This is a genomic window from Streptomyces sp. NPDC017225 (assembly GCF_044331465.1).
In the GTDB taxonomy this organism is placed as follows: domain Bacteria; phylum Actinomycetota; class Actinomycetes; order Streptomycetales; family Streptomycetaceae; genus Streptomyces.
Window position 1 is genome coordinate 146,443 of record NZ_JBIRNE010000015.1, and the last position, 23,443, is coordinate 169,885.

General features: G+C 68.9%; 20 protein-coding genes. 10 read left to right on the top strand and 10 right to left on the bottom strand.

Annotated features, from left to right (window positions below):
- Window positions 1–2 precede the first annotated feature (2 nt).
- Both ACH4NX_RS28530 and ACH4NX_RS28535 read left to right on the top strand, forming a co-directional pair.
- Window positions 3–1,265 carry an MFS transporter gene (locus ACH4NX_RS28530; protein ID WP_351387639.1) on the top strand — a complete coding sequence of 421 codons (1,263 nt, stop codon included), beginning with the start codon at window positions 3–5 and terminating at the stop codon, window positions 1,263–1,265.
- Window positions 1,266–1,387: 122 nt separating this feature from the next.
- The gene (locus ACH4NX_RS28535; RefSeq protein ID WP_351387637.1) at window positions 1,388–1,906 is read left to right on the top strand and encodes a hypothetical protein; all 519 of its coding nucleotides are present in this window, start codon (window positions 1,388–1,390) and stop codon (window positions 1,904–1,906) included.
- Window positions 1,907–2,036: 130 nt separating this feature from the next.
- On the opposite strand, the gene ACH4NX_RS28540 is transcribed toward ACH4NX_RS28535, so the two are convergent.
- Window positions 2,037–3,506 (bottom strand): CCA tRNA nucleotidyltransferase, encoded by a 1,470-nt coding sequence (locus ACH4NX_RS28540; RefSeq protein ID WP_351387633.1) that lies wholly within the window; start codon window positions 3,504–3,506, stop codon window positions 2,037–2,039.
- Between the two features lie 234 nt (window positions 3,507–3,740).
- Here ACH4NX_RS28540 and ACH4NX_RS28545 point away from each other — a divergent pair, with 234 nt between their 5' ends.
- From ACH4NX_RS28545 to trxA, 7 genes are all read left to right on the top strand, one after another.
- Window positions 3,741–6,146, top strand: coding sequence for a DUF6049 family protein (locus ACH4NX_RS28545; RefSeq protein WP_398129071.1), 2,406 nt, complete (start codon window positions 3,741–3,743; stop codon window positions 6,144–6,146).
- Window positions 6,147–6,190: 44 nt separating this feature from the next.
- Complete coding sequence (murJ, locus tag ACH4NX_RS28550; RefSeq protein ID WP_398129070.1) at window positions 6,191–8,623, top strand: murein biosynthesis integral membrane protein MurJ; 2,433 nt, start codon at window positions 6,191–6,193, stop codon at window positions 8,621–8,623.
- Between the two features lie 141 nt (window positions 8,624–8,764).
- Window positions 8,765–10,486, top strand: coding sequence for a protein kinase family protein (locus ACH4NX_RS28555; RefSeq protein WP_398129069.1), 1,722 nt, complete (start codon window positions 8,765–8,767; stop codon window positions 10,484–10,486).
- A 31-nt stretch (window positions 10,487–10,517) separates the two neighbouring features.
- A complete protein-coding gene (sigM, locus tag ACH4NX_RS28560; protein WP_398129068.1) occupies window positions 10,518–11,243 on the top strand; it encodes an RNA polymerase sigma factor SigM in 726 nt (241 codons plus the stop codon).
- 17 nt (window positions 11,244–11,260) lie between these two features.
- Window positions 11,261–12,160 carry an anti-sigma factor family protein gene (locus tag ACH4NX_RS28565; protein ID WP_398129128.1) on the top strand — a complete coding sequence of 300 codons (900 nt, stop codon included), beginning with the start codon at window positions 11,261–11,263 and terminating at the stop codon, window positions 12,158–12,160.
- A 163-nt stretch (window positions 12,161–12,323) separates the two neighbouring features.
- Entirely contained in the window at window positions 12,324–13,292 is a 969-nt protein-coding gene (gene trxB / locus ACH4NX_RS28570) for a thioredoxin-disulfide reductase (protein WP_279564449.1), read from the top strand.
- 41 nt (window positions 13,293–13,333) lie between these two features.
- Window positions 13,334–13,666, top strand: a complete 333-nt coding sequence (gene trxA / locus ACH4NX_RS28575; RefSeq protein ID WP_003975042.1) for a thioredoxin — start codon at window positions 13,334–13,336, stop codon at window positions 13,664–13,666.
- Window positions 13,667–13,747: 81 nt separating this feature from the next.
- Here trxA and ACH4NX_RS28580 read toward each other — a convergent pair whose 3' ends face one another.
- From ACH4NX_RS28580 to rpmH, 9 genes are all read right to left on the bottom strand, one after another.
- Window positions 13,748–14,365 (bottom strand): GNAT family N-acetyltransferase, encoded by a 618-nt coding sequence (locus ACH4NX_RS28580; RefSeq protein ID WP_351387623.1) that lies wholly within the window; start codon window positions 14,363–14,365, stop codon window positions 13,748–13,750.
- 333 nt (window positions 14,366–14,698) lie between these two features.
- Window positions 14,699–15,814: a ParB/RepB/Spo0J family partition protein gene (locus ACH4NX_RS28585; protein ID WP_351387620.1), complete on the bottom strand. Its 1,116-nt coding sequence runs from the start codon at window positions 15,812–15,814 to the stop codon at window positions 14,699–14,701.
- A complete protein-coding gene (locus ACH4NX_RS28590) occupies window positions 15,811–16,884 on the bottom strand; it encodes a ParA family protein (RefSeq protein ID WP_351387755.1) in 1,074 nt (357 codons plus the stop codon). Before ACH4NX_RS28590 ends, ACH4NX_RS28585 begins: the two co-directional genes overlap by 4 nt.
- A gap of 334 nt (window positions 16,885–17,218) precedes the next feature.
- Window positions 17,219–17,938, bottom strand: a complete 720-nt coding sequence (gene rsmG / locus ACH4NX_RS28595; RefSeq protein WP_345595842.1) for a 16S rRNA (guanine(527)-N(7))-methyltransferase RsmG — start codon at window positions 17,936–17,938, stop codon at window positions 17,219–17,221.
- Between the two features lie 125 nt (window positions 17,939–18,063).
- On the bottom strand, window positions 18,064–18,576 hold the full coding sequence (locus ACH4NX_RS28600; RefSeq protein ID WP_398129067.1) for a protein jag: 513 nt from the start codon (window positions 18,574–18,576) through the stop codon (window positions 18,064–18,066).
- A 15-nt stretch (window positions 18,577–18,591) separates the two neighbouring features.
- On the bottom strand, window positions 18,592–19,878 hold the full coding sequence (gene yidC / locus ACH4NX_RS28605) for a membrane protein insertase YidC (RefSeq protein WP_351387615.1): 1,287 nt from the start codon (window positions 19,876–19,878) through the stop codon (window positions 18,592–18,594).
- A 3-nt stretch (window positions 19,879–19,881) separates the two neighbouring features.
- A complete protein-coding gene (gene yidD / locus ACH4NX_RS28610) occupies window positions 19,882–20,256 on the bottom strand; it encodes a membrane protein insertion efficiency factor YidD (protein WP_351387613.1) in 375 nt (124 codons plus the stop codon).
- Window positions 20,253–20,624: a ribonuclease P protein component gene (gene rnpA, locus ACH4NX_RS28615; RefSeq protein WP_279564442.1), complete on the bottom strand. Its 372-nt coding sequence runs from the start codon at window positions 20,622–20,624 to the stop codon at window positions 20,253–20,255. The genes yidD and rnpA overlap by 4 nt, the downstream gene beginning before the upstream one ends.
- A 21-nt stretch (window positions 20,625–20,645) precedes the next feature.
- A complete protein-coding gene (gene rpmH / locus ACH4NX_RS28620; protein ID WP_003975051.1) occupies window positions 20,646–20,783 on the bottom strand; it encodes a 50S ribosomal protein L34 in 138 nt (45 codons plus the stop codon).
- Between the two features lie 376 nt (window positions 20,784–21,159).
- On the opposite strand from rpmH, the gene dnaA reads away from it, so the two are divergent.
- On the top strand, window positions 21,160–23,139 hold the full coding sequence (gene dnaA / locus ACH4NX_RS28625) for a chromosomal replication initiator protein DnaA (protein WP_351387608.1): 1,980 nt from the start codon (window positions 21,160–21,162) through the stop codon (window positions 23,137–23,139).
- The last annotated feature ends 304 nt before the right edge of the window (window positions 23,140–23,443 follow it).

Sequence of the window (23,443 nt, forward strand, 5' to 3'; positions counted from 1 at the left end):
CCATGGCCGTCGTCCGTGACCTGCGCGTCCTGCTGCGCCTCGAAGGGTTCCGGCGCCTGCTCGCCGTACGCCTGCTCTCCCAGGGCGCCGACGGCGTCTACCAGGTCGCGCTCGCCACCTACGTCGTCTTCTCCCCGGAGAAACAGACCTCGGCCGCCGCGATCGCCTCCGCGATGGCGGTGCTGCTGCTCCCGTACTCCCTGGTCGGCCCCTTCGCCGGCGTCCTGCTGGACCGCTGGCGCCGCCGCCAGGTCTTCCTTTACGGCAACCTGCTGCGCGCCGTGCTGGCCTCGGTGACAGCCGTGCTGATCTTCGCCTCCGTCCCGGACTGGCTCTTCTACGTCTCGGCCCTCTGCGTCACCGCGGTCAACCGCTTCGTCCTGGCGGGCCTGTCCGCCGCACTGCCGCGCGTGGTCGACGCCGAGCGGCTGGTGATCGCCAACTCGCTCTCCCCGACCGCCGGCACCCTCGCCGCGACGGCGGGCGGCGGACTCGCCTTCGTCGTACGACTCGTGTTCGCGGACTCCGATGCCGCCGTGGTACTGCTCGGGGCCGCCCTGTACCTGTGCGGGGCCCTGGCCTCGCTGCGCATCGCCGTGGAACTGCTGGGCCCCGACCGCACGCTCGTGCCACCCCGGCTGGCCTCCGCCCTCGCCGGCACCGCCCGCGACCTGGTGGCGGGAGTACGTCATCTCGCCGCACCCGCACGCCGGGAAGCGGCCTGGTCGCTCGCGGGCATGACGCTGATGCGGTTCTGCTACGGCGCCCTGCTGGTCATGCTGCTGATGCTGTGCCGGTACACCCTGACCTCGGACACGGAGGAGGGGCTCGCGCTGCTCGGTCTGGCGCTGGGCGTCTCCGGCGCGGGCTTCTTCGCGGCCGCGGTGATCACCCCGTGGGCGGCGGGGCGGCTCGGGCCCGGCCGCTGGATGGCCGTGTGCGCCGCGGCCGCCACGGTGCTGGTGCCGGCGCTCGGTCTGCCGTTCGCCACCGTGCCGCTGCTCGCCGCGGCGTTCGTGCTGGGCCTGACGACGCAGGGAGCGAAGATCGCGACGGACACTGTCGTGCAGTCCTCGGTCGACGACGCGTTCCGTGGCCGGATCTTTTCCATTTACGACGTGCTGTTCAACATCGCCTTCGTCGGCGCCGCCGGGGTGGCCGCACTCATGCTGCCGCCGGACGGCCGGTCGGTGACGCTGGTCGTGACAGTCGCCGCCATCTACGGAGCGGTTGCGGCTGCTATGGCCCGGTTTGAGAGTCAGTAAGTGTCACATCAGTGCCACAGAGCCTCATCGGGCTGCGGGGATGTCAGCGGGACCCGATAGCTTGCGTGCGTCTTATTCGCGTCATGTTCGCGACACGCACCTATGTTTCAGGGGGACCCCCAGTGACCACTCCACCGCCTCAGGGCAACCCATTCGCCCAGGGCCAGCCGCCGGTTCCGCAGCCGCCGCAGGGACAGAACCCGTACGCCCAGGGTCAGCAGGGGTTCCCGCAGCAGCCTGGCCAGCCCGGCTTCCCCCAGCAGGGTGCACCGTACGCCCCGGTCCCGCCACAGCCGGCCCGCAAACTGAGCTTCAAGACGATCAAGAACATCGTGATCGCCGTGATCGTCGTCGGTGTGGCCGTCGGTGGTTACCTCGCCAGCCGGGACGACGCCACCACGGCAGCGGTCGGCGACTGCATGCACCGCGGCAGCAGCAGCGACAGCGACCCGGACCTCGAGGTCGTCGACTGCGGTGACGCGAAGGCCCAGTACGAAGTACTGGCCAAGATCGAGGGCTCCTACTCCGCCCTCACCGCCGACAGCAAGTGCTCGGAAAAGGCCAAGGGCTTCCAGTACTCGTACACCGAGAGCGGTAGCGGCAGCGACTTCCTGCTCTGCCTGAAGGATTACAAGAAGTAGGGCAAAGCTCTCGGACGTGCAGCAAGGGGCGGCGTTTCCTGGGAAACACCGCCCCTTCGCATGCTCGAACCCTCACGCTTGTCAGCAGGGGTCGTGTTTCACGTGAAACACGACCACCCCGGTCCACCGCTCACGCCTCCTGCTCGGCCCACCACTCCTGGAGCGCCGCCACGGCAGCGTCGTGCCCCATGGGCCCGTTCTCCAGGCGGAGCTCCATCAGGTGCTTGTAGGCCTGGCCGACGGCCGGCCCGGGGCGGATACCGAGGATCTCCATGATCTCGTTGCCGTCCAGGTCCGGGCGGATCGCGTCCAGCTCCTCCTGCTCCTGCAGCTGCGCGATCCGCTCCTCCAGCCCGTCGTACGCACGCGAGAGCGCCGAGGCCTTGCGCTTGTTGCGGGTCGTGCAGTCCGAGCGGGTCAGCTTGTGGAGCCGGTCGAGCAGCGGACCGGCGTCCCGGACATACCGGCGAACCGCCGAGTCCGTCCACTCACCCGTGCCGTAACCATGGAAACGCAGGTGCAGCTCGACCAGGCGGGAGACGTCCTTCACCAGGTCGTTGGGGTACTTGAGCGCCGTCATGCGCTTCTTCGTCATCTTCGCCCCGACCACTTCGTGGTGGTGGAACGAGACCCGGCCGTCCGTCTCGAAACGGCGTGTACGCGGCTTGCCGATGTCATGCAGCAGGGCGGCCAGGCGGAGGGTCAGGTCGGGGCCCTCGCTCTCCAGGGCCATCGCCTGCTCCAGAACGATGAGCGTGTGGTCGTAGACGTCCTTGTGCCGGTGGTGTTCGTCCCGCTCCAGGCGCAGCGCCGGCAGCTCCGGCAGGACCCGCTCGGCGATGCCGGTCTCCACCAGCAAGGACAGGCCCTTGCGTGGATGGGACGAGAGAATCAGCTTGTTCAGCTCGTCCCTGACCCGCTCGGCCGAGACGATGTCGATGCGTTCGGCCATGTCCTTCATGGCGGCGACCACCTCGGGAGCCACCTCGAAGTCCAGCTGCGCGGCGAAGCGCGCGGCCCGCATCATCCGGAGCGGATCGTCCGAGAAGGACTCCTCGGGAGTACCCGGAGTACGCAGCACACGCGCCGCGAGATCGTCGAGGCCACCGTACGGATCGATGAACTTCTTCTCCGGAAGCGCGACCGCCATGGCGTTCACAGTGAAGTCCCGCCGGACGAGATCCTCCTCGATGGAGTCTCCGTAGGACACCTCGGGCTTGCGCGAGGTGCGGTCGTACGCCTCCGACCGGTAGGTGGTCACCTCGATCTGCCAGCTCCGATCGGCGTCTCCGACGCGGGCCTCTTTCTGTGCCCCCACAGTGCCGAACGCGATCCCGACCTCCCAGACGGCATCCGCCCAGGGCCGCATGATCTTCAGGACGTCCTGCGGGCGGGCGTCTGTGGTGAAGTCCAGGTCGTTGCCGAGCCGGCCGAGCAACGCGTCCCGGACCGAGCCGCCCACCAGGGCGAGAGAGAACCCGGCCTCCTGAAAGCGGCGGGCGAGGTCGTCGGCGACAGGGGCCACCCGCAGCGGTTCACTCACCGCGCGACGCTGCTCCTGGCTGGGGGCACTGGGGCTGAGTTCGTTGGCGTTCGGCACAACAGAACAGGGTACGTGGCCCGGGCGGACACGGGCGCCCCCATTGATCGGGGTGATCACACGCCGGATCCCGCACTTCCACGGCGCTACCTTTGTAGACGCGCATACGGTGCGGCTCCGCACTGTGGCGGATCTTGTGGCGTACTCCGCGGCACTTCCCCTCGGCGCGCATCGTTACCATGCGTGGACGCACATTCCGACGACCACTGACGACGACGAGGGACGGGCGAGCGCGTGGCCGAGGCGGCAGACTTCCAGGGGACCAGTCCCTCACCTGCCCGCCGGTGGCTACGGCGCACCACGGCGCTGCTGGCCGGGACGCCGCTGCTGGCGGGTCTGGTCCAGCTGCCGGCCGCGGGCCCGGCGCACGCCGACGGACAGTCCACCGCCAAGGCCGACGCCGATTCGGGCCCGGTGGCCGTCGCCGTCGACTCACTCACCCCCTCCGCGCCCACGGACGGGGACACGGTGACCGTGTCCGGCACCGTGACGAACAACGGCAAGCAGACCGTCACCGACGCACACGTGGGCCTGCGCGTGGGGCCCGAGGTCAACACCCGCTCGTCCCTCGACGCGATCGCCAAGGACAGCGACGATCTCCAGGGGTCCATCGCCCCGGAGATCGACGACAAGTACACCGAGAAGTTCTCCAAGCTCACCCCCGGTGTCGCCGAGCACTTCAACATCTCCGTACCGGTCGACGACCTGGACCTCGGCGGGGACGGCGTCTACGAATTCGCCGTCTCGCTCTCCGGTGAGACCTCCGCGCAGCCGTGGGAGCAGATCCTCGGCATCCAGCGGACCTTCCTGCCCTGGCAGCCCGACGGGGCCGACCCCATGACGAAGACGACGGCTCTGTGGCCGCTCGTGTCGACCACCCACATGGCCGCCGAGACCGGACCGAACGACGAGCAGACGCCGGTCTTCCTCAACGACGCCCTGGCCAAGGAGATCTCTCCCGGGGGCCGTCTGAACCAGATGGTGACGCTGGGCAAGGACCTCGACGTCACCTGGGTGGTCGACCCGGACCTGCTGGCCTCCGTCGACGCGATGACGGGCAACTACCGCATCCGGGACGGCGACAAGACCGTCGCGGGCACCCATCAGGCGGTCGCCAAACAGTGGCTCGCCGAACTGCAGGACGCGGTGGCCGACGAGGAGGTCGTCGCCCTGCCCTACGCCGACCCGGACCTGGCCTCCCTGGCCCACAACGGCACGGACGTCACCGGCTCGCTGAACCAGCTGAAGAGCGCCACTGACGTCATCGACAACACGGTCGAGCCGATCCTCCACATGAAGCCCAGCACCGACTTCGCCTGGCCTGTGGAAGGCGCCGTCGACCGGTCGATCGTCAAGGTCGCCACCTCCGCGGGCGCCGACAAGGTGATCGCCCGCAGCGACAGCCTCCAGGAGACCAGGGGCCTGCCCTACACGCCTTCCGCGGCCCGCCCCATCGGCGGCGGCACGACGGCCGTCGTCGCGGACGCCCGGATGTCCAGGGCGTTCGAAGGGGACCTGACGAAGGCCTCCGCGTCCACGCTCGCGGTCCAGCGGTTCCTCGCCCAGAGCCTCGCCCTGAACCTCCAGACCGGCAAGCAGCGCAGCGTCGTCGTCGCCCCGCAGCGCATGCCCTCCGGGAGCCAGGCCCGCGCGATGGCCGAGGCCCTGCGCGCGCTGCAGGACGGCACCTGGTCCGAGACCCAGAGACTGGCGGCGGCCGCGGCGGCCAAGCCGGACCCGGACGCCACCACGAAGGTGCCGGCCGCCTCCTCCTATCCCGCGGCGCTGCGCAGGAAGGAGCTGCCCCGGTCGGCGTTCGCGCAGATCGCCCGCACACAGGACACGCTCGACAACTTCAAGGTCGTCCTGTCGGACCCGTCCCGGGTGGCGACACCCTTCGGACGCGCCCTGAACCGGGAGATGTCGGCGTCGTGGCGAGGCCGTGCCGACGAGGCGGAGTCCTACCGCGCCGGCGTGAAGTCGTACCTCGACGGGCTGACCGGCCGGGTCAAACTGATCGACAAGTCGGAGACGAAACTCTCCGGCCGCAGCGCCACGATCCCCGTGACGGTGCAGAACAACCTGGTGCAGGACGTCGGCCCCCTGGTCCTGCGCCTCACCTCGACGAACCCGACGCGCCTGGAGATCGACGGCGCCGACTACGAAGAGCAGCCGATCTCGGTCTCCGGCGGACACAGCCAGTCGGTGAAGTTCACCACGTCGGCCAACGCGAACGGCCGGGCGACGGTGATCGCCCAGCTGTACACGATGGACGGGCGGAAGTACGGCGAGCCCGTCACCTTCGACGTGAAGGTCACCGAGATCACCGCCACCGTGATGCTCGTCATCGGCGGCGGTGTCCTGCTGCTCGTCCTCGCCGGCTTCCGGATGTACACGCAGCGCAAGCGGGCCGCGGCCCGCGAAGCCGAGAAGAACGAAACCGGCGAGGCGGAGGGACCCGAGGTCCCGAAGAACTCCGAGGACGGTCCGGAGAAACCGGAAGACCCCGCCGAACGTCCCCACAAGGAGTCCGAGGCACACCCCCGGGCAGGCGACCCCGAGCAGCCGAGTGACCCGACACCGGACACCGCAGCGGAAAGCGCCGACCCGTCCGGCACGGGTGAGAGAGTGGACCGTTGAGGATGTCGTGGCCGGTGGGCCCGGGACGATGAGGTGGGGTAACCATGAACGCGCCGTACGACGGTGACCGCGGTCAGGCCGTGGACGGCTCGGGTCACTCCGAGGGTCCGCCGCCCGAACCCGGCCAGACACCGCCGCAGCAGCCCGCGGACATGTACCTCCAGGATGCCTACGACCAGGATCCCTACCGGGCACAGGACCTCTCCGCCCAGGACCCGGTCTCCGAGGCCCTCTACGACCGCGCCGCGCACCCACCGCCGCCGCCGGGCACGTACCCGCCGCAGCAGCCGCTGTACTCCCAGCCCTCCCAGTCGCCCTACGCCCCCGACCCGCACGTCTGGGCCCAGACCCCGGCCCCCGAACCCGAGGGACCCACGCAGTACCTGCCCTACGGCGACGACCCGCGGACCACCCAGTTCGTCGGCGTGGACGACCTGGTCACCCAGGCCGGCGAGCAGCGCCACGAGCCCGACGCCTTCGCCCACCTGTTCCGCGACCAGCAGCAGGGCGGCGGCCACCCCTCCTACGACGACCAGGCGTCCGTCCCCGCCCCCGCCCCGGCTCCGGGGCAGTACGGCGGGACACCGGGGCCGGGCCAGTACGGCGGGCACCAGGGCCCCACCCCGTACGGACACGCTCCGGCACCCGGTCAGTACGGTGGGTACCAGGCCCCCGGCCCCTACGGAAACGCTTCGGCACACGGCCAGTACGGCGGCCCCGCTCCGACGCCCGGGCAGCACGCGGCGCCCGCACCGGGGCAGTACGCGGTGGCTCCCACGCCGGAAGCGGCCGAGACACCTCTCCTGGAACCCGAGCCCGCTGCCCCGCCGACCGCCCCCAAGAAGGGCGGACGCGCGGGCGGCCTGCTGAAGTCGAGCGCCGTGATGGCGGCGGGCACGATGGTGTCCCGGCTGACCGGGTTCATCCGCTCCGCGATGATCGTCTCGGCTCTGGGGCTCGCTCTGCTGGGCGAGTCCTTCCAGATCGCCTACCAGCTGCCGACGATGATCTACATCCTGACCGTCGGCGGCGGCCTCAACTCGGTCTTCGTTCCGCAGCTCGTGCGCTCCATGAAAGAGGACGACGACGGTGGCGAGGCCTACGCCAACCGGCTTCTGACCCTCGTCATGGTGGCCCTCGGTGCCCTCACCGTGCTGGCCATGCTCACGGCCCCGCTGCTGGTCCGCGCGCTGTCGAACCCGGTCGCCTCGGACCCCGCGGCCAACGAGACGGCCATCACCTTCACCCGGTACTTCCTGCCGTCCATCTTCTTCATGGGTGTCCACGTGGTGATGGGGCAGATCCTCAACGCCCGTGGCCGGTTCGGCGCGATGATGTGGACCCCGGTCCTGAACAACATCGTCATCATCGTCACGCTCGGCATGTTCCTCTGGGTGTACGGCACCGCCGCAGACTCCGGTATGACCGTCGAGAGCATCCCTCCGGAGGGTGAGCGACTCCTCGGGGTCGGCATCCTCCTCGGCCTCGTGGTCCAAGCCCTGGCGATGATCCCCTACCTGCGCGAGACCGGTTTCAAGCTGCGGCTGCGGTTCGACTGGAAGGGCCACGGCCTCGGCAAAGCCGCGATGCTCGCCAAGTGGACGATCCTGTTCGTGCTCGCCAACCAGGCGGGCGCGCTCGTCGTCATCCAGCTGGCCACTGCCTCGGTCACGGATGCCGACATCCCCGGCACCGGTTACAGCGCCTACGCCAACGCCCAGCTCATCTGGGGCCTGCCGCAGGCCATCATCACCGTCTCCCTGATGGCCGCCCTGCTCCCCCGCATCTCACGCTCGGCATCCGAGGAGGACGGTGGCGCGGTCCGCGACGACATCTCCCAGGGCTTGCGCACGACCGCCGTCGCCATCGTTCCGGTCTCGTTCGGCTTCGTCGCGCTCGGCATCCCGATGTGCACGCTGATCTTCGGCTCCTCGGGCACCGGCGCGGCCACCAACATGGGCTACATGCTGATGGCCTTCGGCCTCGGCCTCATCCCGTACTCCGTGCAGTACGTCGTCCTGCGTGCCTTCTACGCCTACGAGGACACCCGGACGCCCTTCTACAACACCGTCATCGTGGCCGTGGTCAACGCCGCGGCCTCGGCACTGTGTTACTTCCTGCTGCCCTCGCGCTGGGCCGTCGTCGGCATGGCCGCGTCCTACGGCCTGGCCTACGTGATCGGTGTGGGCATCGCCTGGCGCAGGCTGCGCAAGCGGCTCGGTGGGGACCTGGACGGCGCCCGGGTCCTGCGGACCTACGCCCGGCTGTGCATCGCGTCCGTCCCGGCCGCCCTGATCAGCGGTGCGGCCTGCTACGCGATCAGCCGTGCGCTCGGCCAGGGCGTCCTCGGATCGTTCGCCGCGCTGCTGGCCGGCGGAGTGCTCCTGTTCGGCGTCTTCTTCGTCGCCGCCCGCCGTATGCGCATCGAGGAAGTCAACTCGCTGGTCGGCATGGTGCGCGGACGCCTGGGACGCTGAGACCGGGGGTAGGCGCACAACCATCGTCTGCCACTGTGTGTCGTGCATAGCGGCGGACTGTGGGCACAATTGGGTTCGGCGTCGGACCGCGCGCATCGAGAGCCGGTCGGCGCGCATTGATATGGGGAGGCAGGAACGACGGTGGCGGAACGGAGCACAGCTGCCGTCGACGTGGCAGACAACAGCGGCGACGAGCCGCTGACCGCACAGGCGGACCAGTCCACGGCCGACGGGGTGGCCAACAACCGGGAGCGGGACACGGACAGCGACGAGGCACAGGGGAGCCCCACGAGCGAGGATTCCGGCAGGACCTCGCCTCCCGAACTGCACAGCGGGCACAAGCTCGCCAGACGCTACCGCCTCGAGGAATGCGTCACCCGTCTGGACGGCTTCAGCAGTTGGCGGGCCGTCGACGAGAAGCTCCGCCGCGCCGTCGGGGTCCACATCCTCCCCTCGGACCACGCGCGCGCCCGATCCGTACTGGCCGCGGCACGTTCCTCCGCCCTTCTCGGCGACCCCCGCTTCGTCCAGGTCCTCGACGCCGTCGAGGACAACGACATCGTCTACGTCGTGCACGAGTGGCTCCCCGACGCCACCGAGCTGACCGCGCTGCTCGCCTCCGGCCCGCTGGAGGTGTACGACGCCTACCAGATGGTCAGCCAGATCGCCTCCGCCATGGCGGCAGCGCACCGCGAGGGCCTCGCCCACCTGCGCCTGAGCCCCACCGCCGTGCTGCGCACATCGACGGGCCAGTGGCGGATCCGTGGACTCGCCGTCAACGCCGCGCTCCGCGGCATCGGCTCCGACACTCCTCAGCGCGCCGACACCGAAGCCATCGGCGCCCTGCTGTACGCCACTCTCACCCAGCGCTGGCCGTACGAGAGCGACGCCCACGGCCTGGCCGGCCTGCCCAAGGACATCGGACTGATCCCGCCGGACCAGGTACGCGCGGGCGTACACCGCGGCCTGTCCGAACTCGCCATGCGGGCGCTCGCCAACGACGGCGCCACCGCCTCCCGTCACGAGTCTCCGTGCACCACGCCGGAGGAGCTGGTGAAGGCCATCGGCGAGATGCCTCGCATCCGCCCGCCGGAGCCCGCCTACACCACTCCACCCGCTTACCAGCGCACGGCCTATCAGCAGGGCGCCTACGGCCGTCCCACGCCGCACCCCGGCGCCACCCAGCCAGTGCCGGCACCGCCGCCCCCGCTGCAGAGCCGCACCGGCAAGGCACTGAAATGGGGTGTCTCCGCTCTGCTGATCGCCGCGCTCGGCCTGGGCAGCTGGCAGCTCGCGGACGCCATCATGGAACGGGGCGGCAAGGCGGAAGACCAGAACCAGACGCAGACGACTGACGGCAACGACAAGAACGACGAGCAGCCCAGGCGGCCCGTCAAGCCGATCAGCGTCCAGGACTCCCAGGAGTACGTCGCCGAGGGCAGCGCCCAGGCCCCGGGGGACGTGGCCAAGACCTACGACGGCGACCCTTCGACCTACTGGCGTACGAACAAGTACATCGACGGGCCGACGCTCGCGCCGTACAAGCCGGGTGTCGGCATCGTCTACGACCTCGGTTCGTCCCAGGAGCTCTCGACGGCGTCGATAGGGCTCCGGTACGCGGGTGATCACACGACGGTGCACCTCTACGCCACCGACTCCCTGTCGCCCTCGACCGGCATCGACGGAATGAAGGAGATCGCGACCGCCACCACCAGTGACACCTCGCTCACGGTGAAAGCGGCGAAGCCACTCAAGACCCGGTACGTCCTGCTGTGGATCACCGCCGTGCCGAGTGCTCCCGCCGACGGTTACAGCGGCGCCGGGTACAAGCAGGCAGTCACCGACGTGACCTTCAAGGGCTGAGAGCCCGCCGGGGAAGAGGGGGAGGAGGCCCATGGCGGGTGACAGCGCAGACAGCGGCATCAGCGATCAGGACCTCCTCGCCCGGCACGTCGACGGCGACCCCGAAGCCTTCGGTGAACTCGTACGCCGTCACCGCGACCGGCTCTGGGCCGTGGCCCTTCGGACGCTGGGGGACCGCGAGGAGGCCGCTGACGCCGTTCAGGACGCCCTCGTCTCCGCCTACCGGGCCGCCCACACCTTCCGCGGGCAGGCAGCCGTCACGACGTGGCTGCACCGCATCACGGTGAACGCCTGTCTGGACCGCGCCCGTAAGACCGCCTCCCGGAAGACCGCTCCCGTCGACGACACCGAGCGCCTGGAGCAGCTCCTGGAGCCGCACGAGTCGGCCTCGGCCCCCGCCGAGCGCAACGACCTGCATCGTCAGCTGCTGGAGGCCCTGGGCACCCTGCCGGCCGATCAGCGGGCGGCACTGGTCCTGGTGGACATGCAGGGCTACCCCGTCGCGGAGGCCGCCCGGATTCTCGATGTACCGATCGGCACGATCAAGAGCAGGTGCGCCCGTGGCAGAGCCAGACTCCTGCCGCTGCTCACCCACCTGCGCCCCGACGGCAGCGGCGACAGCGGGAAGCCCGGCGCGGAACGGAACCGGACGCAGGGGGCATCCGTCCCACCCGCAGCGGGACCGCACCGTGCGGGTCCGTCGGACGTGGGGCCGAGCGATGCAGCCGCAGTGAAGGGCGGAGGTGGACGAGCGTGACGTCGTCGACGACAGACATGACCGGGCACCCGGACGTCGCGGAGATCTCCGACCTCGCCGAAGGCCTGCTCCCGTCCTCACGGACCACGGATCTACGGCGGCATCTGGGGGCCTGCGAACTCTGCGCGGACGTCTACACGTCACTGGAGGAGATCCAGGGACTGCTCGGCACACTGCCGGGGCCGACGCGAATGCCCGACGACGTGGCCGACCGGATCGACGCCGCCCTGGCGGCCGAGTCCCTGCCGAGGGCGAAGGCGCCGGGCACCCCGGAGCCCTCGCCTGCCACGGCGGTGCCTGCGGCCGACGCGAACGACGACGCGCGTGTTTCACGTGAAACATCGGCACCGGCGAGCCGGCCCGCCGGGCATGCCCGCTCTTCGTCCACCGGCCCGGGCCGCAAGGACCACAGGCGAGGAGGGCGACGCAGGATCGCCGTCCTCGGCACCGTGGCCGCCGCTGCCGCCCTCGGGCTCGGCACCGTGATCGTCACCTCCCTCACCGGGGGCAACCCGTCCGACGACACCGCCCACGGACAGCAGACCGCGCTCGCGGACACCTTCTCCGAGGAAAAGCTGAAGCAACAGGTCAACGATCTCATCACCCATGAGCAGGACTCCCGGAACGGACCGCGTACGCCGCGCAGCTTCGGCATGGAGTCCGAAACCGGTGGTGACAACCGCGTCTTCAAGCAGCCCACGGTTCCCGAGTGCATCCAGAAGGGCATCGGCCGCGACGACGCGGCGCTCGCCACGAAGGAAGGCGTCTACAAGGGGAAGGAAGCGCTACTCGTCGTGCTGCCCGACTCCTCCAACGACAGCCGTGTCACCGCGTACATCGTCGAGGCGACGTGTGTGGAACAGCCTGCTGTGAGCAAGGCCGAGATCCTTCTCAAGAACTCCTACGCACGTTCCTGAGCACGGAGATCCGTTCCTCTTCCCGTATGCCCGGACCTTCGGCTCCGTGTGCCCGGGCACAGCGGGAATGCGGGCCCCGTAGGATCCGTTGGGTGGGGTGAGAGCTCCGACAGAAGCTCCACCCGGCCCTGAAGACAGCAGTCCAGAGACGAGGAATGAAGCCGTGAGCGACGTCCGAAACGTGATCATCATCGGCTCCGGGCCCGCCGGCTACACGGCGGCGCTCTACACCGCGCGCGCGTCGCTGAAGCCGCTGGTGTTCGAGGGCGCCGTCACCGCGGGTGGTGCGCTGATGAACACCACCGAGGTGGAGAACTTCCCGGGCTTCCAGGACGGCATCATGGGCCCCGAGCTCATGGACAACATGCGGGCCCAGGCGGAGCGCTTCGGCGCCGAGCTGATCCCGGACGATGTCGTCGCCGTCGACCTGACCGGTGAGATCAAGACCGTCACCGACACCGCGGGCACGGTCCACCGGGCCAAGGCCGTCATCATCACCACCGGTTCCCAGCACCGCAAGCTCGGCCTGCCGAACGAGGACGCCCTCTCCGGCCGCGGCGTCTCCTGGTGCGCCACCTGCGACGGCTTCTTCTTCAAGGACCAGGACATCGCCGTGATCGGCGGCGGTGACACCGCGATGGAGGAGGCCACCTTCCTCTCCCGCTTCGCCAAGTCCGTGACGATCGTCCACCGCCGCGACACTCTGCGCGCCTCCAAGGCGATGCAGGAGCGCGCCTTCGGCGACCCCAAGATCTCGTTCGTCTGGGACAGCGAGGTCGCCGAGGTTCAGGGCGACCAGAAGCTGTCGGGCCTGAAGCTGCGCAACGTCAAGACCGGCGAACTCTCGGACCTGGCGGTGACCGGCCTCTTCATCGCGATCGGCCACGACCCGCGCACCGAGCTCTTCAAGGGCCAGCTCGACCTGGACCCGGAGGGCTACCTGAAGGTCGAGGCCCCGTCGACCCACACCAACGTGACCGGTGTATTCGGCGCCGGTGACGTGGTCGACCACACGTACCGACAGGCGATCACCGCCGCCGGCACCGGTTGCTCCGCCGCGCTCGACGCCGAGCGCTTCCTCGCCGCGCTCACCGACGAGGACAAGGCCGAGCCCGAGAAGACCACTGTCTGACCCCCGTTCGCCCCACGCACCAACCACTTAAGGAGCCCGCCGTGGCCGGCACCCTGAAGCATGTGACCGACGACTCCTTCGAGCAGGACGTCCTCAAGAACGACAAGCCCGTCCTGGTGGACTTCTGGGCCGCCTGGTGCGGCCCGTGCCGCCAGATCGCGCCGTCCCTCGAGGCCATCGCCGCCGAGTACGGCGACAAGATCGAGATCGTCAAGCTCAACATCGACGAGAACCCGGGCACGGCCGCCAAGTACGGCGTCATGTCCATCCCGACCCTGAACGTCTACCAGGGTGGCGAGGTCGCCAAGACCATCGTCGGTGCCAAGCCGAAGGCCGCGATCGTTCGCGACCTCGAGGACTTCATCGCCGACTGACGTTTCACGTGAAACACGAATGGGCCGACCCGGACGGGTCGGCCCATTCGCTTTACACAGACTTCCTGCACCACAGCGTTGCTACAGCGGTCGCAGTGCCGGTTCCTTCTGGACGGCCCCGAGCAGGCGGTCCAGCGCCATCTCCACGTCTTCCTTCCAGGACAACGTCGAGCGAAGATCCAGCCGCAGCCTCGGATGGCTGGGATGGGGCCGGACCGTCTTGAAGCCCACAGCCAGCAGGTGGTCTGTCGGCAGGACGCAGGCGGGCTCCTTCCAGCGGGCATCCCCGAACGCCTCGATCGCCTTGAAGCCCCGGCGCAGCAGATCCTTGGCGACCGTCTGGACCATCACCCGACCCAGCCCCTGCCCCTGGTATTGCGGCATCACGAACGCGGTCATCAACTGCACCGCATCGGGCGAGACAGGGCTGGTGGGAAACGCCGCCGAGCGCGGTACGTACGCCGGGGGCGCGTAGAGAACAAAGCCCACCGGGACGTCATCGACGTAGACCACCCGGCCGCACGATCCCCAGTCCAGCAGGACGGCGGAAATCCAGGACTCCTTCTCCAGACCCGGTGTGCCCGCCTTTACCGCGGCTTCGCCGCTGACGGGATCCAGCTCCCAGAAGACGCACGAGCGACAGCGCTGGGGAAGGTCCTGAAGGTTGTCCAGCGTGAGCGGTACGAGCCGGCGCCCCATGAAGGCTGTTCCTCGCTTCCTTCGCCCGCCGCGTCGCGGGCGGCTGTCAGAGCACTCCGTTCCCTGAGCAGGCTGCCGATGAACCCACCGACCGCGCCCAGCCCCAAGGCCGCGCTCACCAGTCCGGTACGTCTCACCATTCGCATGGCCCCTGCCTTCCTCTCAGCTCAGAGGTACTGCCAGGTGACTGCGCCATCCCGATCGCATCGTATCCACGATGCGGTGACCCCGACACCGACGCAATGCAAAGGGCGGGCCGTGTTCCGGTACGCACCGGACACGACCCGCCCCGTCAGCAGCTGGAGCAACGTCCGTGGTCCACCTGCCCGAGCCTCAGGAGTCGAGCTCCTCCTCGGCCTCACCGTCCAAGAGACCCTTCTGCAGCACGGGCCCTTCACCGGGGGCGAGGCTTCCCAGGATCCGCTCGAGATCCTCCATGGAAGCGAACTCCACGGTGATCTTGCCCTTCTTCTGGCCCAGATCGACCTTCACCCGCGTCTCGAATCGGTCCGAGAGCCGCGTCGCCAGGTCCGAAAGCGCCGGGGAGACCAGGGCACCGGCCCGTGGGCCCTTGGCCCGCTGTGTCTTCTGCGGCCGGGAACCCATCAGGGTCACGATCTCCTCGACCGAACGCACCGACAGCCCCTCGGCCACGATCCGGTGAGCCAGCCGGTCCTGCTCCTCGGGGTCCTCCACGGAGAGCAGTGCCCGCGCATGCCCGGCGGAGAGCACACCGGCGGCCACCCGGTTCTGAACCTTCGGCGACAGCTTCAGCAGACGCAGTGTGTTGGAGACCTGAGGCCGGGAGCGCCCGATGCGGTCCGCCAGCTGGTCGTGCGTACAGCTGAAGTCCTTCAGCAGCTGGTCGTAGGCGAAAGCCTCCTCCAGCGGGTTCAGCTGGGCCCGGTGCAGGTTTTCCAGCAACGCGTCCAGAAGGAGCTTCTCGTCCTCCGTGGCCCGCACGATCGCCGGGATGGCGTCCATCTCCAGCTCTCGGCAAGCCCGGAAACGACGCTCACCCATGATGAGCTCGTAGCGTCCAGGGCCCGTCTGCCGGACGACGACCGGCTGGAGGAGACCCACCTCCCTGATGGAGGTGACGAGTTCGGCCAGCGCGTCGTCGTCGAAGTCCTTGCGCGGCTGCTTCGGGTTCGGCGTGATGGCGTCGAGCGGGACCTCCGCGAAGTGCGCCCCCACAGGCGACCTGAGCGTGTCCGCACCACTCGATACCGCACCGGCGGCCGCCGACTCCTCGGTTTCACGTGGAACCGGAGGCAGCGTGGCCACCTTCGCCGCGGCCACCCCGCGGTCGTTCGGCAGCAGTGACCTCGACCCGGGGGAAGCGGAGGCCGCATTCCCCAATGCCGCCGAGGCCACCGACTTCTCTGTCGGAGCATTGGGGATCAGTGCGCCCAGACCACGGCCCAGCCCCCTCCGTCGATCACTCACTGGATCCCCTCCACCATGTTCGGGTCGTTCTCTGCGCCGGCGTGGGCGTGTGTCGCGTCGTAGCTGACGCCCACACCCCGCAGCGCGATCTCGCGTGCCGCCTCCAGATAGGAGAGAGCTCCACTCGATCCTGGATCGTAGGTCAGAACCGTCTGCCCGTAACTCGGGGCCTCGGAGATACGGACCGAACGCGGAATGCTCGTCCGCAGTACCTCGCCCCCGAAGTGACTGCGCACCTCGTCCGCGACCTGTGACGCGAGCCGCGTCCGGCCGTCGTACATGGTGAGCAGGATCGTCGACACGTGCAGCGTGGGGTTGAGATGCCCCCGCACCAGCTCGACGTTCCGCAGGAGCTGCCCCAGCCCTTCCAGCGCGTAGTACTCGCACTGGATCGGGATCAGCACCTCCTGGCCCGCGACGAGCGCGTTGACCGTGAGCAGACCGAGGGAGGGCGGGCAGTCGATGAGGATGTAGTCCAGCGGCTGCTCGTACGCCTGGATCGCCCGCTCGAGCCGGCTCTCGCGTGCCACCAGAGAGACCAGCTCGATCTCCGCACCGGCGAGATCGATCGTGGCCGGCGCACAGAAGAGTCCCTCGACATCGGGGACCGGCTGGACCACCTCTGAAAGCGGCCTGCTCTCGACCAGCACGTCGTAGATGGAGGGGACGTCGGCGTGGTGGTCGATACCCAGCGCAGTAGAGGCATTGCCCTGCGGGTCGAGGTCGACGACCAGGACCCGGGCGCCGTGCAGGGCGAGCGACGCGGCAAGATTGACGGTCGTCGTCGTCTTGCCCACACCGCCCTTCTGGTTGGCGACGACCATCACCCTGGTCCGCTCGGGCCGTGGCAGCCCCTCACCGGCACGGCCCAGAGCATCCACCGCCACTTGGGCAGCACGACCGATCGGAGTGTCGTCCATCGGAGGCGGTGTTTCACGTGAAACATCCGCCCCCATCGACTCGGTACGGGGACCGGGGACCGGATCGGTCATCGGTCCCGCGATATTGGCGTCGGACCGCAAGGATTCACTCTCCTCGACTTCAGGCTCGCAATGAACAGAGCCTCCCATGCCTTCGGGGTCATGAACCAGTGAGGCCTGGCGTTCTGTGGAGAAATCCACCTCTGTGGACAACTCCGTGCCCTCCCCGAGCGACCCGAGAGGCTTTCGGTCACGAGGGTCGGCCGCAGCGCGGCCGCGACTGATGATGCCGTGCAGCAGTGAGCGACGTTTCACGTGAAACACGATGCACGCAGCCGAAGCCGAACTACCGCGACACTCCGGCATGCGCAGCTTTGGCAGCTTGTGTGGAGTACTGCCGGTCCCGCCCCCCTACCGTCGGCCGTCACGACGGAGCGGCCAGGAGGACCGACACCTCTCACGCGGATAGCGGCCACCCGGGCCGCTATCCGCGGCGCCGACGCGCCCGCCCCGTCCGGGCCGCCTTGGCCCGCTTGGCGGCAAAGCGCACACCCCCCGGGCTCTCCCCGACCTCAACCCGCACCACAGTGGACATGGGGTCCACGACCCCCTCACCGACATGCAGAATGGACGTCTCCACCGCACCCAGCTTGCTCAGCGCCGTGGCCGAGGCCTTCAGCTCCTCCTCGGCCGTGTCCCCCTTGAGAGCGAGCATCTCGCCGTACGGGCGCAACAGGGGAACCCCCCACGTGGCCAGCCGGTCCAACGGAGCGACGGCACGGGCCGTCACCACATGCACCGGCGGCATCTTGCCCATGACCTCCTCGGCCCGACCACGCACGACAGTGACATGGTCCAGGCCCAGCAGCTCCACGACCTCGGTCAGGAAGTTCGTACGCCGCAGCAACGGCTCCAAGAGAGTGATCTTGAGATCCTCCCGGACGAGCGCGAGCGGAATCCCCGGCAGGCCGGCGCCCGAGCCCACGTCGCACACCATCACACCCTCGGGCACGACCTCCGAGAGCACCGCGCAGTTCAGCAGATGCCGCTCCCACAGGCGAGGCACCTCACGCGGACCGATCAGACCGCGCTTCACCCCCGCCTCGGCGAGCAGCTCCGCGTAGCGGACCGCGTCCGCGTACCGATCACCGAACACTTCACGCGCCTGCTCGGGCACAGGGGGAAGCTCCGCTGCCTCCGTCACGGGGGACCGTCCTTCCGTACGGCACCGGCGCACCAGTCGCCGCTGCCAGAACCACCAGAACTATCAGGCTGACAAAATTCGGCCCCGTCTGCGCAACAGACGGGGCCGGAGAACGTGAGAACCGATCAGGCGGGAAGCACGACGACGAAGCGCTCCGGCTCCTCGCCCTCGGACTCGCTGCGCAGACCCGCGGCCTTGACCGCGTCGTGCACGACCTTGCGCTCGAAGGGGGTCATCGGCTTCAGCCGCGAGGGCTCGCCGCTGCTCCTGACCTCGGCCGCGGCCTTGGCTCCCAGCTCGGAGAGCTCGGCTCGCTTCCTGGCCCGGTACTCCGCGATGTCGAGCATCAGCCGGCTGCGGTCCCCGGTCTCCCGGTGCACGGCAAGGCGCGTGAGCTCCTGCAGAGCCTCCAGCACCTCACCGTCCCGGCCGACCAGCTTCTCCAGGTCACGGCCGTTCGAGTCGCTGATGATCGAGACAGAGGCACGGTCGGCCTCGACGTCCATGTCGATGTCGCCGTCGAGGTCGGCGATGTCGAGCAGACCCTCCAGGTAGTCCGCGGCGATCTCGCCCTCGTTCTCGAGGCGAGTCAGGGTGTCTGCACCCTCGGCAGCGGCGGAGGTGGTGCCTTCCGTCACGGGATGGGCTCCTTCTTACTTCTTCGACGGGGACTTGGGCCGCTGCGGGCCCTTGCGCTGTCCGGACTGGGCCTTGCTACGGCCACCGCCGCCGGACTTCTGAGCCGGCTTCTTGGCGCCGGCCGCAGGCTTGGTGTCCTGCTTTCCGTCCTGCGGCTCGTCCGACTTGGTCAGCGATGTCTTCGGCTCGGCCTCGCCGGCCACCTTGGCGGTCTGGCGCTGGGACTTGCTCTGCCGCTTGGGCTGCTGCCGCTTGGGCGTCGCCGGGGTGGCCACGGTCGCCCCGTCCTCGGTCTGGGCGGCGACAGCGGCGTCGTTCTTCACCACGTTGCCGTCGGCCTGGGCCGCCATGCCCGCCTTGTTCAGACCGTTGACGAACTTCCGCTCGAACTCGTTGCGGTCCCGGCCCTTGGCGACGATGGCCTTCACGATGGCCTTCTGACCGCGACCACGCGTCTTGCCGTGCTGGGTGACGCTCTTGTGCAGGCGCTCCAGGTAGGCGGCCTGCGCCTTGGAACCAGGCGTCGGGTTGTTGCGGATGACGTACATCTGCTGGCCCATGGTCCACACGTTGGTGGTCAGCCAGTAGACGAGGACACCGACGGGGAAGTTGATGCCGAAGATGGCGAACATGACCGGGAAGACGTACATCAGCATCTTCTGCTGCTGCATGAACGGCGTCTTCACCGTGGTGTCGACATTCTTGGTCATCAGCTGGCGCTGCGTGAAGAACTGCGACGCCGACATCAGCACGATCATGATCGCGGTGACGACCCGGACGTCCGTCAGCGAGGACCCGAGAGCCTCCACCTTGTCGGCGCTGTCCATGAACTTCGAGGCCAGCGGCGCACCGAAGATGTGAGCCTTCTGCGCGCTCTCCAGCAGGCTCTTGTCGATCACACCGATGGTGTCGTTCGACGCGATGCTGTTGAGCACGTGGTACAGGGCGAAGAAGAACGGGGACTGCGCCAGGATGGGAAGGCACGAGGAGAGCGGGTTGGTACCCGTCTCCTTGTACAGCTTCATCATCTCTTCGGACTGGCGCTGCTTGTCGTTCTTGTAGCGCTCCTGGATCTTCTTCATCTCCGGCTGGAGCGTCTGCATCCCGCGCGTCGCCTTGATCTGCTTCACGAAGAGCGGGATCAGGCAGATACGGATGAGAATCACCAGGGACACGATGGACAGGCCCCAGGCCCATCCGGTGTCAGGGCCGAAAATGGCGCCGTACACGCTGTGGAACTGGACGATGACCCAGGAGACAGGTGTCGTGATGAAGCTGAAGAGGCTGGCAATCGTGTCCACTAATCATGCTCCTTGGGCATGGGGCTGGGTCTCTGCGGCCGGGCTCGAAGGACTGGACGGACTCGTCGGAGAAGTCCGTCCCTCGGTGGCCGGTTCGGCGGCGGAGGGCCCGCCCTTGCGTGCACGCCAGGCGCCACGCAGCATTTCGTGCCACCGCGGACGCTTACGCGGCGGAACATGGTCCACGCCGCCCAGCGACCACGGATTGCACCGCAGGATGCGCCAGGCGGTGAGCGCCGTGCCCTTGATGGCACCGTGCCGGTCGACGGCCGTGTAGCCGTAGTGGGAACACGACGGGTAGTACTTGCACACAGGCCCCAGCAGCGGACTGATCGTCCACTGGTACAGCTTGATCAGAGCCAGCAGCGGGTACTTCATCGCGCGCCCCCTCCCAGCAGCCGCTGCAAGGCGGCATCCAGGTCTCGGGCCAGCTGTGCATGGTCTGCGTCACCCGCACCGGGCAGCGCTCGTACGACTACCAGGCTACCGGGGGGGAACAGGGCGATCCGGTCGCGCATCAGATGGCGAAGCCTGCGCTTCACCTTGTTGCGCACCACCGCACCTCCCACAGCTTTGCTCACGACGAAACCCGCACGTGTCGGGGGAGCGCTCTCCCCAGGCGCGTGCGGGTCCGTGGCACCGCTTCGAAGGTGGACGACGAGGGCCGGGCGGCCGGCCCGGCGACCTCGTCGAACCGCGGTCGCGAAGTCCTCGCGCCGCCTCAGCCGGTTTTCGGTGGGCAGCACGATGTCATGACCTGACCGGGATCAGGCGGACAGACGGGCGCGACCCTTGCTACGGCGGGTCGCCAGAATCGCGCGGCCGGCACGGGTACGCATACGCAGCCGGAAACCGTGGGTCTTCGCACGGCGACGGTTGTTCGGCTGGAAGGTGCGCTTGCTCACTCGGGGGCTCCAGAAAGAATCGGGGTTGGCGGGGTGCCGTCCTGGCTGTCACCGTGCGCCCACGAGTAGCTCGCGTTACGCCCGTGTGCACCGCTTTTCAATCACCTTGGACGTGATCTGTGCCCATCGGAGGCAGGCGGCAGCAGCCATCGACAACTCGACCTGGTTACGGTACGTGAGACTGCGCCATTCGGTCAAACCAGCGGTGACCGGGAGACGCTTGTCCACAGGCTGGGGACAACAACTTGAACCCTACCCGCCGCGCTGACTACCGTGACTGGACTCCGATTCGTTCCCTTATCCCTGCCCCACCCGAGTTTCACCCCGACCCGTCCCCGAATCACACCTTCGAGGGACTCGTGAGAGAGCGTGCCCTGTGGCTGACGTACCTGCCGATCTTGCCGCAGTGTGGCCACGCGTACTGGAGCAACTCCTCGGGGAGGGCCGCGGGCAGGGTGTCGAGTCGAAGGACGAGCACTGGATCCGGCGCTGCCAGCCCCTCGCGCTGGTCGCCGACACCGCCCTGCTCGCCGTACCGAACGAATTCGCGAAGGGCGTACTGGAGGGCCGTCTCGCCCCCATCGTCAGCGAGACCCTGAGCCGCGAATGCGGCCGTCCCATCCGCATCGCGATCACCGTCGACGACACCGCGGGCGAACCCTCCGGGCCCACCCCGCCGGCGCCGCCCGCCGGCCCCCAGCACCGCTACGAGGAGCCCGAGCTCCCCGCCCCCGGCCAGGGCCAGGGCCAGGGCCGCGACGAGTACGAGGGATACGACGGGTACGGCCGCCACCGCGCCGACCAGCTCCCCGCCGCCCGCCCCACGTACCCGCAGGAATACCAGCGCCCCGAGCCCGGCCCCTGGCCCCGCCCCACGCAGCAGGACGACTACGGCTGGCAGCAGCAGCGCCTCGGCTTCCCGGAACGTGACCCCTACGCGTCACCGCCGCAGGAGTCCTACGGCCAGGAGCCGTATCCCAAGGGCGCCCGGCAGCAGGACCCGTACCCGCAGGACACGTACCAGCAGGGCTACCGTCCGCAGCCTCCGGACCGCTCTCCGTACGAATCACAGCGCGGCGACTCCCGCGGCGACTCACAGCGCGGCGACTACGAGCAAACGCGCAACGACTACGAGCAGAACCGCAACGACTACGACCAGCCGCGCGGCGACTACGACCAGCGCGGCCCCCGCCGGGACCTGCCCGAGCCTCCGTCCGGCTCCGGACACGTCCACCGCGGCGGCCCCGTCGGACCCGGCCCCGCGACCGGGGCGCCCGGCCCGCTGGCCGCGCAGCCCGCGCCGGCGACCGGCCCCGGCGAGCCGACCGCACGACTGAACCCGAAGTACCTCTTCGACACCTTCGTCATCGGCGCCTCCAACCGCTTCGCCCACGCCGCGGCCGTCGCCGTCGCCGAAGCACCCGCCAAGGCGTACAACCCGCTCTTCATCTACGGGGAGTCGGGACTCGGCAAGACCCACCTCCTGCACGCCATCGGGCACTACGCCCGCAGCCTCTACCCCGGCACGCGCGTGCGCTACGTGAGCTCCGAGGAGTTCACCAACGAGTTCATCAACTCGATCCGCGACGGCAAGGGCGACAGCTTTCGCAAGCGCTACCGCGAGATGGACATCCTGCTCGTCGACGACATCCAGTTCCTCGCGGACAAGGAGTCGACGCAGGAGGAGTTCTTCCACACCTTCAACACCCTCCACAACGCCAACAAGCAGATCGTCCTCTCCTCCGACCGGCCGCCCAAGCAGCTGGTCACACTGGAGGACCGGCTGCGGAACCGTTTCGAGTGGGGCCTGATCACCGACGTCCAGCCGCCCGAGCTGGAGACGCGCATCGCGATCCTGCGCAAGAAGGCGGTGCAGGAGCAGCTCAACGCCCCGCCGGAGGTGCTGGAGTTCATCGCCTCACGGATCTCGCGCAACATCCGCGAACTGGAGGGCGCGCTGATCCGGGTCACGGCGTTCGCGTCGCTCAACCGGCAGCCGGTCGACCTGGGCCTCACCGAGATCGTCCTGAAGGACCTGATCCCCGGCGGAGAGGACTCTGCCCCCGAGATCACGTCCACGGCCATCATGGGCGCCACCGCCGACTACTTCGGCCTCACCGTCGAGGACCTGTGCGGCACCTCGCGCGGACGCGCACTGGTGACCGCCCGGCAGATCGCCATGTACCTCTGCCGCGAGCTGACGGACCTCTCGCTGCCGAAGATCGGCGCGCTGTTCGGCGGCCGGGACCACACCACGGTGATGCACGCCGACCGCAAGATCCGCAATCTGATGGCCGAGCGGCGCTCCATCTACAACCAGGTGACCGAGCTGACCAACCGCATCAAGAACGGCTGACGGCCACCGGCACAGCCACCGGCACGGCCACCGCGACAGCCCGCCGGCACGGCCCTCGAGGCGCCCCGGACACCCCCGGGGCGCCTTTTCCGCGCCCGCTCCATGCCCGCTCCATGCCCGCTCCGCGCCCGCGGGGGCGAAGCCGTTGTTCGATTTCCTGCGGAGTTACGGCCGTCCTCCACAGATTCGGTCACTTTTTTCCGTCCACACCTTGGGGACTGGGAAGTTGTCCCGATCCTGTCCACAGGCCAAGGTGTTGAGGAAGCATCAGGGCAGGTCAGTACCCTGTGGATTCGTGGACAAA